This is a genomic window from Leptothoe sp. PORK10 BA2 (assembly GCF_034932105.1).
Lineage (GTDB): Bacteria > Cyanobacteriota > Cyanobacteriia > Phormidesmidales > Phormidesmidaceae > Leptothoe.
This window is the reverse complement of sequence record NZ_JAYGIG010000012.1, coordinates 1-12,889: the sequence shown is the minus strand read 5'-3', so window position 1 is coordinate 12,889 and position 12,889 is coordinate 1. Positions and strand designations below refer to the sequence as shown.

Here is a 12,889-nt window from a genome sequence, read left to right as displayed (position 1 = left end):
ATCATTCAGCTGCTGGTTGTAGTTCTTTTGGTGCCTGGTCATGGGCTAGAGTTTTGCAGGGCAGGATAGGGGGGAATACAAGTATTTCCCATCAAATAACAGTCTGTTGAAGCGGAATCTGAATGACAAATTCTGTTCCCTTCCCCGGAGACGAAAAACACTCTAGTTTCCCGCCGTGTCGTTCCGTAACAATTTGATAGCTGATGGCCAGACCCATCCCAGTTCCTTTCCCAACAGATTTAGTCGTGAAAAATGGATTGAAGATCTGTGGCTGAACCGCTAAAGGGATGCCAGAACCCGTATCAGAAATCGAGATTCGAACCCATTTCGAGTCCATCAGAGAGGTTCTTAACGTGATATGCCCCCCCTCTTTTACCAACTGCTGGGGGTCAGCTTCTCGCTCCACGTCGTCAATGGCATCAATGGCATTGGCCAGGATATTCATGAAAACTTGGTTCAACAGACCGGCATAGCATTCGACGGGAAATAGATCGTCTGCACACTCTTTGATCACTTGAATAGCCGATCGTTTTGGATTTGCCTTAAGCCGATGATTGAGGATGATGAGAGTATTGTCTAACTCATTGTGAATATTGACTGCTTTGATTCCAGATTCATTCAGATGTGAAAAGTTACGTAGGGATAGAACAATTTCGCAGATGCGATCGCTCCCCATTTTCATGGATGATAAAATCTTGGGCAGATCTGCCAAAATAAAATCGAGATCTATCCTTTCGGCTTCTGCTCGAATTACGGGGGCCGGACAGGGACAGTAGGCCTGATACTGCTGCACCAGCCCGATTAAATCTTGGATATAGTTTTGAATATGTTCGAGGTTGCCATGGATAAAACTGAGCGGGTTATTGATTTCATGGGCAACACCTGCCACCATCTGCCCTAAACTCGACATTTTCTCCTGCTGTATCAGCCATCCTTGAGCCTGCTGAAGCTTCTTCAGGGTGGTGATCAGCTGTTCATTGGCTTGACTGAGCTCACGGGTTCGAATTTGAACCCTGTGCTCTAGTTGCTCATTGGCTTGCTTAAGGAGTATTTCAGCTTTTTTTCGCTCCGTAACATTATTTAGTGAGCCGGTGATTTTAGCATCTGAGCTAAATCTGAGCGCCAATTCTAGCCACAGGACTACTCCGGTTTGGTGCTTAAAGCGCAGCTCTAAACTACTTTCTATTTGTTGCTGCAGGGCAGCTTGCCAAGCTATTCTATCGGCTTCCAGGATAAAGTCTCCTAACGATTGCGTCAGGGCTTCTTGCTTGGAATATCCCAGGATTTCTGTCCAGGCTTTATTTAGGAAAATGAGACAGCCGTTGCGATCGCACTCAAATACAATTTCCCGTAAGCTTTCTACCAGTTCGCGATACCGCCGCTCTGATTCAGTCAGCTTTTCAATTAGGCGATACTGAATCTGCGTGTGTAGCTCGTTAGACATATCGTGCTCTTGCATAGGAGTTTATCACGAAGGCTGAGTACATGAGCCTAGATCTAGCTGTCCCAAAAGCTCTACCGATTCCAGTGTCTTTGCATACAGCGGAAAAATATTCTCAACGTAGAATTCCTGCTCAAATATGGTGCGAGCAGAAATACAATCGCTCAACACAATTACATTATAACCCTGTTCATAGGCCGAGCGTCCGGTGGAGTCAATGCAAATGGATGTAACCGCACCCGCTAAAACTAGATTTCGAATGCCTCTTTGCTGTAGTGTAGTGGCCAAGTTAGTGTTTACGAACGCGTTCAAGCCTCGTTTTCCCGGCACTTCTAAAATCTTATCTTGAAAAGGGCTGAGCTCTTCAATGGTTTGGGAGCCTTTCCCACTTGCCTGAAAAGCGCCCACTTCCTTAATTGTATTTAAGATCCCGACCGGGTCCACCAGTTCTTCATAACCTTCCGTAAAGAAAATGGGGGCAGAAATAATCAAAACCGGTGTTTCGACCAGTTGTTCTATCAGTTTAATAGTATTAACAACGGTATTGCTAGCTTTGGCAGATGCTTCCACAACTCCGTTCAGGATACCGTCTGGGGCATAGTAATCATTTTGAAATCCGATTAATAGTAAAGCAGTATCATTTGGATTCATTGATTCGAAGATATCGATTGATCCACTAACTTAATTGACATTATTTAAGTTGTGTTTTCAAGGTTCCCCCCAATAGGATTAGCCTAACAGCTCCCACAGTGGGAGCATTCTCAATACTCAATAACGGTGAACTTCTTCTGATCTTTTTTACTTCGCTCCCTCCTGGAAAGGGCTGTGGGGTGAGGTAGATCCCATACAATTAACCGCGTAACTCAGCAACGGCCCCAATTTATATCACCTTTAAATCAACTAGAACCTTAGCCACCGTTGCTAGGGAATGAGCAAATTTTGGAAGGTGCGTATAATCATTCCCTAGGGTATCAAGCCATGGGAAAATTGCTAGTTCCATCTGCTACTTGCCCATCAGCGAGGCCGTTAGGTCATGGCTACATTTGTATTACTTTCTATTGAGCTAACGTTTATTGTTCTGCTTTGTTGTTTTTTATACTTCTTTTTTAATTGGGGAGCCCGTCAGGTTTTGCAGGTGACGCCCCTGCGATTGGATGACAGTGGTTTGCAATCATTACGGCAGAATGTGCTAGGAGCTGCTCTGATCTCAGGTTTTTTGCTGCTGCTTTTGACGGTAGGTTTTAACAGCTGGATCTTGCTCCAAGGGGAACAGCCCGATACGTACACGCTGTCCCTGATTCAAAATACACCCCGATCGATATGGCTCGGTTTGTTTGCAGGGGTGGGCAAAAGTATATGTATTTTGGTACTGGTGGGGATTTTGCAACGACCGTTGCGACGGTTGTTGGAGCGAGTTAGCCGCTTTGCTAAGCAGATAGAACAGATTACGGTCAATGATGACAGTATTGACCAACTGTTTGATGCCCTAGGAGCTGTGGTGAGTACGGGGATGTGGTTACTCTCCCTGATTTGGTGTGCTCGTTTTTTGCACTTGCCGGAGCAGGTTTCCCCTTATTTATATACAATCTGGCGAGTTTATCTCATCATCTCTATTGGCGTCGTTGTTTACAAGTCAGTTGCAGTTGTTGTTGATAGTCTCGATGCCCTAAGCGAAAAGTATTCTACCCCCCACAACTGGTTTCGGTTCTATGGACAGCTGCAGCATTTAGTGCCATTTCTGAAACGCTGTTTAGAGTATGTGGTTTGGCTCTATATGGCCATGCTGATGGTGGGGCAAATTTCTTTGATTGCTAACTTGGCCGACTATGGGGTGCAGGCAGTTCAGATCATTGCCTTAATCTTTTTGGGGCGCTTGGCTACCAACATTATGCAGCTGGTGGTTTCAGAGACTTTGCTATCGACGGCTGACACTTCGGCTGCGGTCTATCAACGGCGGGTAACGATTATGCCGCTGGTTGTGAGTTCACTCAGGTATGTGATTTATTTTGGGACAGCCCTGTTCATCTTAAAAGTACTCAATATTGATCCAGCTCCCATTTTGACAGGGGCTGGAATTGTTGGTATCACAGTCGGTCTGGGGGCACAGAAGCTGGTGACGGATTTGGTCAGTGGCTTTTTTATTTTATTTGAGGATTATTATCTTGTTGGTGACTTTATTGAGACGGGAGATGCCCAGGGTACGGTACAGTCCATCGAACTACGAACTACCCGGATTTTGCATCCCAATGGCCAGGTTCAGATTTTGAGAAATGGTGATATTGGGTCGATTGTGAACTATTCCAAGCATCCAGTCGATGCGGCGGTGGAGGTGTCGATCACCTATGAGGTTGATCCGGAAAAGGCGTTTGAGATCATTGGCCGGGTAGGGGCGGAACTGTGTGAAGCAGAGGATGACATTCTGGAGCCCACTTGTATTGTGGGGGTGGAATCCTTCTCGGAAGAGATTTGTATGATTTATACCCGGACAAAGGTTAAGCCGGGTAAGCACCTCAGGGTTCAGCGATTGCTCAGACAGCGTTGTTTGATAGAGTTACTGAAAGCAGATATTGAAGTGGGTTCAATCGATACTAAGCTGGTGCTAAAGAGTGGGTTTGATCAGCTGGGACTGAAACAATCGGAGGGGGATATCAATGGCTAGACGACTGTGGTGGCAGCGGCCGATGCTGCGGACCGACGAGGACCAGGATCTAGAACGTAAGGTGTCTTGGTTGGAGCTGTTTTTTGATCTCTACTTTGTTGTTGTGATTGCCGAACTGGCGCACTATTTATTGGGGCATCTCTCCTGGCATGGTGTGGGAGAGTTTGCCTTTTTGTTTTTGCCGGTGTGGTGGATCTGGATTGGGGCTACCTATTACCTGGAACGATTTGAGACGGAGGGAGTTGAAAATCGCCTGTTTATTTTTTTACAGATGATTCCGATTGCGGGGATGGCGGTGTTTGTTCACCATGGCCTGGGGGAGACTTCGGTGGGGTTTGGGGCGGCCTATGCGATCGCAAGAACTATCCAAATTTTCCTATGGTGGCGCGGTGGCTACCACGACCCTCAGTTTCGTCCGGTGGCTAGGCGCTTTGTCACTGGCTTTACCCTGGCGGTGGCGTTGTTTTATATTTCGCTGTTTGTGCCGTCGCCAGTAAGGTTTTGGCTATGGGGGCTGGGGCTATTTATCGATATGATCACCCCAGCCTTTACCATTCAGCAACAGGCGAAACTGCCTAAATTTAGTACGTCTAAGCTGCCAGAGCGCTATGGTCTGTTTATGATCATTGTGTTGGGGGAGTCGGTGCTGGGTGTGGTGCAGGGGGTGGCTGCGCGGGAGACCTTGGCCCTACCGATGGCGGTGATTGCAATTTTGGGCATAGCCCTCACATTTGGTATTTGGTGGGTTTACTTTGACTTTATTGGTCGGCGGGCACCTAAGTCAGGTACGGGCTGGACGTTTGTTTGGGGATATGCCCATATGCCGCTGGCCATTGCGATTACGGCTGCAGGTGTGGGTACCCAAACCCTAATCTCTGACACGGACTGGATTGTGCAGCGCAACAGTGGTTTCTTGATTGGTGGAGCGATTGGATTGGCGTTATTTATGATGGGGGTTTTAGAGTTTTGTTTGCGCCATAAACCAGATGAGCCCACCCATCCCATTTGGAGCCCGGCAATGAAGCTAGGGGCTGGGGTAATTGCAGCGTTGGTGGGTGGTTTGAGTAGTGGGATGTATGTGTTGGCTCTGCAGTGCTGCCTAATGGCGTTGATTGCGGTGCCCATGGGCTATGGGATGTATGTGTGGTTTACCCAGGAATTGGAAGAGGGCGAATTGAGAGGATAGGAAACTCTAGGGCGTTAACAGTTAAGGTGTCGGCCAGGAATCTTAAATGCTTTCTGAAATGGGGCATACCCTGTCAACCAAAAGGCCAGCATGCAGGATAGGGTAATGCCGATCAGGTTAGTCAAGCGGTTAGTCAAGTAAAGTAGCGTCGCGCCCCAGCTCAGGGCTACTTTTCCCTGGGCTAACCCGATGTGAAGGCAATCCCCAGAGCCAGCAGCGTCGGCTATGACAGCGCCACACCTCCGAGCCATACTCCAAGAGGCCCAGCATCAGACCCAGGGCGGTGGATAGTGCGATCGCAATATCCACTCTGTTATTACGTACGCCAGCGATTACCGATCCCTTTGCCAGCAAAAAACACCGTAAAATCTGCCATTCGGCGGAGTAAAACCCGCCATCAACGTAGAATTTGCGATTAACAATTATTTATTTCTGAAGATGCAGATGGGATCAGAATTCCACCTGTAACCTAGTCAATTGTGAGGCATTTGCCCCCATCACTTGTGGTTATTCACAGAGGAAGTTTTCATGGGTTTTCTAAAGCGTATGTTTAAGCAGGATAAGCCTGCAGGAGCCAGTATTACAGCTGGTCGTCGTCCCGGTAAGAAGGCTGAGCCCAAAACCACGGCTGCAGCCCCTGCCAATGCGGCAACTGAAGCAGATGACATTCCCGATTGCAAAATTGGCCTGACGGGCGAATTTGATGAAAGTGGCCTAGCCAAGCGTGTTGCCCTAGCCTTCGATGAAACCGATGGTCTAGACGATGTTGAGACCCTCTGGGTGGCTCAGCTCAGCAGCAAGGTGGTTCTAAAGGGTAAGGTTCCTAGCCAAGCCATTTTGGATAAGATGGTCACCGTTGCTAAGGGTGTTGACGGGGCCACCGCCGTTGATACCAGTGCAGTAGAAATTGGCTAACGCCAATACCTAAGAAAAAGGGTGATGAAACCAAGGTTTCATCACCCTTTTTACTGTATTTTCTGGATCCGGCTAAGGAACCGTTTTAGCTGTGGGTGTTAATGGGCACCAGAGTCTTTGCTCAGGAGCACCGTGAAGGTTTTGACAATGAGTTTAATGTCGTAGAAGAAGCTCCAGTTTTCCTGATAGCGCAGGTCGAGCTTAATCACGTCTTCAAACTTGGTGATGCTCGAACGACCGTTCACCTGCCATTCCCCCGTCATACCAGGCTTAACATTAAGCCGCTGCCATGCACCCACTTCATACTGATCAATTTCATCAGGGGTGGGCGGGCGGGTGCCCACTAGGCTCATTTCCCCCTTCAGTACATTCCAAAATTGGGGAAATTCATCCAAACTAGTTTTGCGGAGAAAAGCACCAATCTTGGTAATGCGAGGATCGTTCTCGTTTTTGAATAAAGGCCCTTCTACCTCATTCACCACCTCGCTCTTCCGCGCCTCAGCATCGGTCACCATGGAGCGGAATTTCCAAATCTTAAACCGCTTGCCGAGCCAAGAACAGCGAGTCTGGGCAAAAAAGACAGGACCGCCATCGTCAAGCTTAATAATGATGGCCACTGGGATATAAACCAGGACCGTCAAAAGGACTCCGACTAAACCCCCGATAATATCAAGGGCTCGCTTGGCGCGGGAGTTAACGGAAGGATGAGTTTCCGGCAAAACTTGGTCCTCTGGGCCAGAGTCTTCCGGAGCCGCTAAGGTAATGTCAAAAACCTTATCTAATTCGGTTAATGCCAGCACCATCATCACCTGGGGAGGTACATTGACCAACCGCAGTTTGGAGCCATGGGCCGCACTTAATCGATGGCAAATAACTAATGCACCAATCCCGCTACTGTCAATAAAGCGAGTGGCCGAAAAGTCTAATACGAGTTCAGATAGATTGGGCTGTTCAGCAAAGAGGGTTTGACACTGCTGTTTAAACGCTGTCGCTTCAACGACCGCCACGCTAATGGGCAGCTGAATGGTTTGAAACTCCGATTGGACTAACGCTGACGCAGGAGAGGACGTCTTAACACTATCGACCATAATTCTAATAGCAATACTTACAATGAGCTGGCAGAATGAGCGGCAAATTTAAGTTGCCCACAATTTCCATCAGACAGGTTATCCGTATACTGTTTGTCTTTTTTAGACTAACGAGCAAGCATTAAATACTTGAATACTCATGGTGCACTCAGTATTTACTCGGTAGCCACCCTTTGCCCTAAGTACATCTTAGACAGGAGTTATAAAACTCGACTTAGTTAAAGGGTCGTTTCTACAGAATCAATACAAACTCGTCTGCGGATTCGGTAGATGTCTTCATAATCTGAGTAACGCTTACATCACTTTGTAGGACGTACCATCATCCAGAACATGTTCCTGACCGGTGGGGCCCGATGTCATGACTTAGATCTACAAGGTCCATGGTCGACTTCCTGACTAAATTTACTTAGGTGAAGCTCCACAACACCTAGACGTCTAAACCAGGGGAATTGTAAAGCAGGTATTCTTGATGCTAGATAGAGAGGTACTATCATGGTTTAATCCGATAATTACGCCATATCTAGCGTTGGGTCTGGAATGCCGCCATGGGTACGCAAAAACAAGTCTCCCTGCTCAGTGATGAAGCCCAACGGGCTGTTAGCCAGTCTCGATTTCAGAACTTACAGCCTCAACTCGACCTAGGCAGACAGGAACTCTCAGACTGGAAACGGAAGATTGCCATATTTCAGACATCCGTAAAAACGACGCCTGCCATGGAGCAAGTTAGCCTGTTTGAGCCTTGCTTGGATCCGGCTGAGGCGATTGATCCCTTTGGGCTACCCCAGCAAAATACGGAATTTTGGCGTTGGCAGTTTAGCGACGTGGGGGTGGCTGCCCTTTATTTTGTGATTGACTACCACAGTGATCTCCTGCTGTACGTAGGGGAAACGGTAAAGTCCAACCAGCGTTGGAAAGGGGAGCACGACTGTAAGCGCTATTTGATGAACTATCGTCAGGCCCATTACCACCACGGGTTAGATAGTCAGCTGGGCATCGCCTTTTGGCGACATGCCCCCGCCGAACGTCGGCCCCGGCAGAAAGTGGAATCGTCTCTAATTTATAAGTGGCGCTCGCCGTTTAATAAGGAAAATTGGCAGTTCTGGGGCACGCCGTTTATCGGCGAAGTGGGTTAACGCCAACGTTCAAACTCTAAACCTCCCCAGCCTCAAAGACTCGGCCAATCACCGCTTCAATGGGGGGATCGGTCACCGTGAGGTCGCGGACAGGCAGCTGGGCCAGTACCCGGGATACCGTTTGGGTCAGTTCATCTCGCCGCACTAGCAGTACGACTTTGCCCTCTTCAAGGGACTGGATTTCGCCATAGACTCCAAGGGATTCGGCGGTGACTGGGTGGGCGAGTTCGGCGGTGACTTCACGGTAGGGGGCAAACTGCTCCACCAGGTGGTTTAGGGAGCCGTCGTAAATGAGCTGTCCTTGGTGGATCAGTAAGACGCGATCGCAAAGCGCCGTAATATCCGCCATGTAGTGACTGGTCAAAACAATGGTGGCCTGGTATCGCTGGTTATAATCCTGAAGAAATTTGCGCACAGCGATCTGGGCATTCACATCCAGGCCCAGGGTGGGCTCATCGAGAAATAGGACCTTGGGGTGATGGAGTAGGGCGGCCAACATTTCCGCCTTCATCCGCTCCCCTAGGGATAACTTACGCACTGGCTGGGTGAGCTGTTCATTCAGGTCCAGCATGTCGGCTAGCTCATGGATCCGTCGCCGCTGTTCCGGGGGGGAGAGATTATAAATAGCGCCGTTGATCCGCAGGGAGTCTAGGGTGGGCAGATCCCAAATCAACTGTTGCTTTTGCCCCATTACCAGGGTGATTTGCTCTAGAAATGGGCGCCGTCGCTGGAAGGGGGTGTGACCAGACACCCTGACCTGGCCCGAGGACGGATGAATCAAGCCGGTCAGCATTTTTAGGGTGGTGGTTTTCCCAGCTCCATTGGGTCCCAAAAAGCCCACCACTTCCCCCGGTTCGATGGTGAAGGACACGTTGTCAACCGCCTTCACCTGGCGATATTGGCGCCGAAAAAAGTGGCGTAATGTGCCCACCAAGCCCGCTTGCTTAATGGCAACGGGGTAAACCTTGGTGAGGTTTTGGACATCGATGATAGGCATAAGACGGGGGTGAAAGTGTTGGTGAGGAGCGGGGGATCCCAGGAGCAAGAGGGAGGTCAAATTTAGGGATTAAAGGGGTTACAGCCGACCCTGTGACCTTTCAATAGCCATTTCAATACTTGATGATGTCACCCTTAGGGGCTTTTTGGACAACCCCTAGGCATTATAGTTCTTTTGAACTATGATACATGTGTCCTATACGATGTTGGCCCATGGCTGTTCGCACCCCCCACGGAACTATCCTGAGTTTCATTGAGGCGTATTGCCGTAAACATCAAAACAGCCCCACCGTGAGAGAAATTATCACGGGTACCAACCGCTCCCATGGCAGTGTACAAAACAGTCTGAAGTGGCTAGAGGGGAACGAATACATCACCCGGCAAAAACGTACATCCCGTAGCATTAAACTGGTCAACTTTGAGGCATCCAATCTGCCCTATGCTGAGCAGCCCCGATCCGCAGGGTTACCCATTCGCGGTGAGATTGCCGCTGGTTATTGTCACGAACCAGCGATCGCAGACTCTGAGTATCTCAACATCGAGTACAGTGGCCGGAAGCGCAATGACTATGTCCTAAAAATTTCAGGGGATAGCATGGTGGGTGCGGGTATTCCCCATGGAGCCTACGTGGGCATTCGGCCCGTGTCCGATGACTATAGCCCCAAGCCCGGTGAAATTGTGGCGGTCTATATAGAAGGGCAAGGAGCCACCTTAAAACACTTTTACCAGAAGGAGTCGGTGGTGGTGTTAGAAGCGGCAAACCCCAAGTATGAACCGATGATCTTTGACCTGGATTCCTGCAATCTGCGAGTGCAGGGCACCCATATTTTTACCCACTGGCAGTCGCCTGCGCTGGCCTAAGGGATTGGCACTAGAAATATAGGGTCGGGGAGATCTAACACAGAGGGGAATCTAGGGAGTCTTGGGGGGCGACGGGCAGGGGGTAGGACCCTAGCCGAGAGGGCCAAAGCCAGTTAAGCAGGGGAACGAGGTAGAGATACACCGCAAAGGGAATAAATCCCGGACCAACCATGAGTAATGTAGCTGGGACTAGCCCAGCGATGTTCCAAGGAATCATCGGAGCGAGGACAACGGCAGTGTTTGCTAAATCGATGGCGACTTGCTGCTGGCTGTAGGCTGGCTGGCGATAGTGGGGGGACACCAGCTGATGGGTGAGCAAAATGGTGATGGTTTGGGTACAGCCAAAGGCGGCTGAGAGCAGACTGATCAATGTGGTGCCGGTAAAGAGCTGGCGCGGCTGTTGGGCCGTCCGCAGCTGGCGACCCAACCAATCTAAGCTGCGGGTGCCAGTGAGCAACCCTGATAATGTCGTGGATAACAACACTACGGCACAGGTCTGACCCATGGGCCACAGCCCACCTCCGAGTAAAATGGCCCCTAGCTGCGGATTGTTATCCATCTGAAAGCCCCATAGGGTAAAACGTAGAACGTTCCAAGGAGAGTAGTGCTGGAGACTCATCGCTACTATTGTCGCTGCTCCCCAACTCAAAATAATCGTGAGTTTCACATTGACTCGCCCCCCTGCTAGTACCAACACCAGTAGGGCCGGTAACAATGTCAGGCCATGGAGGTTAAAGGCGGCGGCGATGTGCTGACTGATGTCTGATTGCGGGGAGATTTCTAGGGGATAGAACCAGGAGAAAATACCGTAGATCAGGAAGCTCAGGATCAGGGGCCACAGGGACGTCAGCAGCATCTGCCTGAGATTTTGGTAAATGGGGGTGTCGGTAATCGTGGCGATGAGGTGGGCACTGGAGGATAGGGGCGAACAGCGATCCCCCACGTAGGCTCCGGCAATAATGGCCCCGGCCACGAGATTTAGGTGGGTCATGCCGCTGCTGCGGGCCATGATCATCAGGGCGAGGCCAATGGTACCGGCGGCACCAAAGGCAGTCCCGATGAGGGTGGAGACTAGGGCCGTGAGGATAAAGGCGGAGAGGATAAAGTAGTGGGGATTGATCAGCTGGGTGCCGTAGTAGACGAGGGCGGGGACGGTACCGGCGGCGAGCCAAGTAGCCATAAGTGCGCCGATTAGGAGCAGGATGCTGAATACGGGCCAGGATTGTTTGGCCCCTTGCCAGCAGTATTTGAGTAATGTCGGGAGGGACTGGCCACGGCGGCGATGGATTAGGATGAAAAGTGCGATCGCACCCCCCAAGGGCCACACCAGAGGCACACCATACAGGGCGCTGAGTAGCAAACCCACAAACGAAACCAGTAAACCCAAGGCAATATCCACGTAACGCCCTCAATCCTGAAAACATGTATCTGTCCGACATGGTCACTATAGTTTGAGAAGAACTGGGTGCCCTATTTGGAATTAGTCATGGTGGTGTATTTGGTGCTGACAATTGCGATCGCACTCCTCAACCACCATTATCTCTCCCTACCGTTTTTGGTCCTATTTCTCGCAGGATTTAGCTATACCTTTAGCCTCAGTGTATTTCAAACCCGCTAGTCGCTGAGCTTAGCCACAGCCAACCGCAACCCCAGTAAAATTAGCAACACCCCCGTCACCCGCTCCAGCCAATGGGAAATACTGCTCAGCAGTTGTTTTATCCACCGTTGGGAAATCAGCATGGCCAACAGGGCGAACCACGCCAGGGACTGCAAAGCCACTGTGCCGCCATAGATTGCCTGGGTGGCCAATGGTGTACCGGGTTGCACAATCTGGGTAAATAGAGCCAAGAAGAATAGCGTGGCTTTGGGGTTCAGCAGATTGCCAAACAGCCCCAGACGAAAAGCGGCCAAGGCACTGACGATCCGTCGATTATCTTGCCAGGATTCGGCGTTGACTGGCTTGGCTCGCAGAGACTTGAACCCCAGATAAATCAAGTATGCTGCCCCCAGCAGCTTGAGTCCGTTGAATAACAAAATCGACTGGGAAATCAGGGCACCAATACCAATCAAACAGTAAGTGGCATGGATGGTGTTACCTAAACCAATGCCCACTGCGGTGTAGACACCGGCTCGGCGGGAATAGGTCAAGCTACTGCGCAACGTGAGCACAAAGTCAGGACCGGGGGTGACTACGGCCACTAGACCCAAAATAAATACGGTTAACCAGCCAGTCCAGAATGTCATAACTCATCTGCCATGCAACTGCACCTAGGGTACGACAAATAAATTTCCACGGAAGAGTCCCCCGTTACCAATCGTTCCTAAGACTCTAATAACCGCCCAAAATCCCCTTGCGCTTTGCTTGACGTTCGGCCCAGCCAAACACCAGCAAACCCAAGGCAAAATAAGCTGCGCCATTGGCCAAGGCAATACCTAGCAAAGTGATATCTAACCCTTCCCCACGGGCCATCAGGTCTCTCAACGTAAGCATTCAGGGGGTCTGAGTTGTGAGAGTTTCAATCAGCAGAGTACCTGCTAGAGTAAGCGGATGAAAGACAAGGCTCTCCCATCGATTCCCGAGGTCAGTAAAGCGGATTGGGAAAAGACACC

14 protein-coding genes are annotated in these 12,889 nt (G+C 50.0%); 6 read left to right on the top strand and 8 right to left on the bottom strand.

Annotated elements, in window-relative coordinates; translation table 11 throughout:
* Window positions 1-91: 91 nt before the first annotated feature.
* Both VB741_RS05325 and VB741_RS05320 read right to left on the bottom strand, forming a co-directional pair.
* On the bottom strand, window positions 92-1,459 hold the full coding sequence (locus VB741_RS05325; RefSeq protein WP_323364111.1) for a PAS domain-containing sensor histidine kinase: 1,368 nt from the start codon (window positions 1,457-1,459) through the stop codon (window positions 92-94).
* A gap of 9 nt (window positions 1,460-1,468) precedes the next feature.
* Window positions 1,469-2,092 carry an isochorismatase family cysteine hydrolase gene (locus VB741_RS05320; protein ID WP_323364110.1) on the bottom strand — a complete coding sequence of 208 codons (624 nt, stop codon included), beginning with the start codon at window positions 2,090-2,092 and terminating at the stop codon, window positions 1,469-1,471.
* Between the two features lie 382 nt (window positions 2,093-2,474).
* On the opposite strand from VB741_RS05320, the gene VB741_RS05315 reads away from it, so the two are divergent.
* Both VB741_RS05315 and VB741_RS05310 read left to right on the top strand, forming a co-directional pair.
* Window positions 2,475-4,100, top strand: coding sequence for a mechanosensitive ion channel family protein (locus tag VB741_RS05315; protein WP_323364109.1), 1,626 nt, complete (start codon window positions 2,475-2,477; stop codon window positions 4,098-4,100).
* Window positions 4,093-5,286 (top strand): low temperature requirement protein A, encoded by a 1,194-nt coding sequence (locus VB741_RS05310; RefSeq protein ID WP_323364108.1) that lies wholly within the window; start codon window positions 4,093-4,095, stop codon window positions 5,284-5,286. Before VB741_RS05315 ends, VB741_RS05310 begins: the two co-directional genes overlap by 8 nt.
* A 129-nt stretch (window positions 5,287-5,415) precedes the next feature.
* On the opposite strand, the gene VB741_RS05305 is transcribed toward VB741_RS05310, so the two are convergent.
* Entirely contained in the window at window positions 5,416-5,640 is a 225-nt protein-coding gene (locus VB741_RS05305) for a hypothetical protein (RefSeq protein WP_323364107.1), read from the bottom strand.
* Between the two features lie 174 nt (window positions 5,641-5,814).
* Here VB741_RS05305 and VB741_RS05300 point away from each other — a divergent pair, with 174 nt between their 5' ends.
* Window positions 5,815-6,201 carry a phospholipid-binding protein gene (locus VB741_RS05300; RefSeq protein ID WP_323364106.1) on the top strand — a complete coding sequence of 129 codons (387 nt, stop codon included), beginning with the start codon at window positions 5,815-5,817 and terminating at the stop codon, window positions 6,199-6,201.
* Window positions 6,202-6,299: 98 nt separating this feature from the next.
* Here the strand turns inward: VB741_RS05300 and VB741_RS05295 are convergent, their stop codons facing one another.
* Window positions 6,300-7,289, bottom strand: a complete 990-nt coding sequence (locus VB741_RS05295; protein WP_323364105.1) for a sugar transferase — start codon at window positions 7,287-7,289, stop codon at window positions 6,300-6,302.
* A 545-nt stretch (window positions 7,290-7,834) separates the two neighbouring features.
* On the opposite strand from VB741_RS05295, the gene VB741_RS05290 reads away from it, so the two are divergent.
* A complete protein-coding gene (locus VB741_RS05290; protein WP_323364104.1) occupies window positions 7,835-8,422 on the top strand; it encodes a GIY-YIG nuclease family protein in 588 nt (195 codons plus the stop codon).
* Window positions 8,423-8,438: 16 nt separating this feature from the next.
* Here the strand turns inward: VB741_RS05290 and VB741_RS05285 are convergent, their stop codons facing one another.
* On the bottom strand, window positions 8,439-9,419 hold the full coding sequence (locus VB741_RS05285; protein ID WP_323364103.1) for an ABC transporter ATP-binding protein: 981 nt from the start codon (window positions 9,417-9,419) through the stop codon (window positions 8,439-8,441).
* Window positions 9,420-9,631: 212 nt separating this feature from the next.
* Here VB741_RS05285 and VB741_RS05280 point away from each other — a divergent pair, with 212 nt between their 5' ends.
* Complete coding sequence (locus VB741_RS05280; protein ID WP_323364102.1) at window positions 9,632-10,279, top strand: LexA family protein; 648 nt, start codon at window positions 9,632-9,634, stop codon at window positions 10,277-10,279.
* Between the two features lie 34 nt (window positions 10,280-10,313).
* On the opposite strand, the gene VB741_RS05275 is transcribed toward VB741_RS05280, so the two are convergent.
* Entirely contained in the window at window positions 10,314-11,678 is a 1,365-nt protein-coding gene (locus tag VB741_RS05275; protein WP_323364101.1) for a Na+/H+ antiporter NhaC family protein, read from the bottom strand.
* 66 nt (window positions 11,679-11,744) lie between these two features.
* Between VB741_RS05275 and VB741_RS05270 the strand changes: the two genes are divergently transcribed.
* A complete protein-coding gene (locus VB741_RS05270; protein WP_323364100.1) occupies window positions 11,745-11,897 on the top strand; it encodes a hypothetical protein in 153 nt (50 codons plus the stop codon).
* Here VB741_RS05270 and VB741_RS05265 read toward each other — a convergent pair.
* Entirely contained in the window at window positions 11,894-12,523 is a 630-nt protein-coding gene (locus VB741_RS05265; RefSeq protein ID WP_323364099.1) for a LysE family transporter, read from the bottom strand. The genes VB741_RS05270 and VB741_RS05265 overlap by 4 nt on opposite strands.
* A gap of 85 nt (window positions 12,524-12,608) precedes the next feature.
* A complete protein-coding gene (locus VB741_RS05260; protein ID WP_323364098.1) occupies window positions 12,609-12,770 on the bottom strand; it encodes a hypothetical protein in 162 nt (53 codons plus the stop codon).
* Window positions 12,771-12,889: the final 119 nt, after the last annotated feature.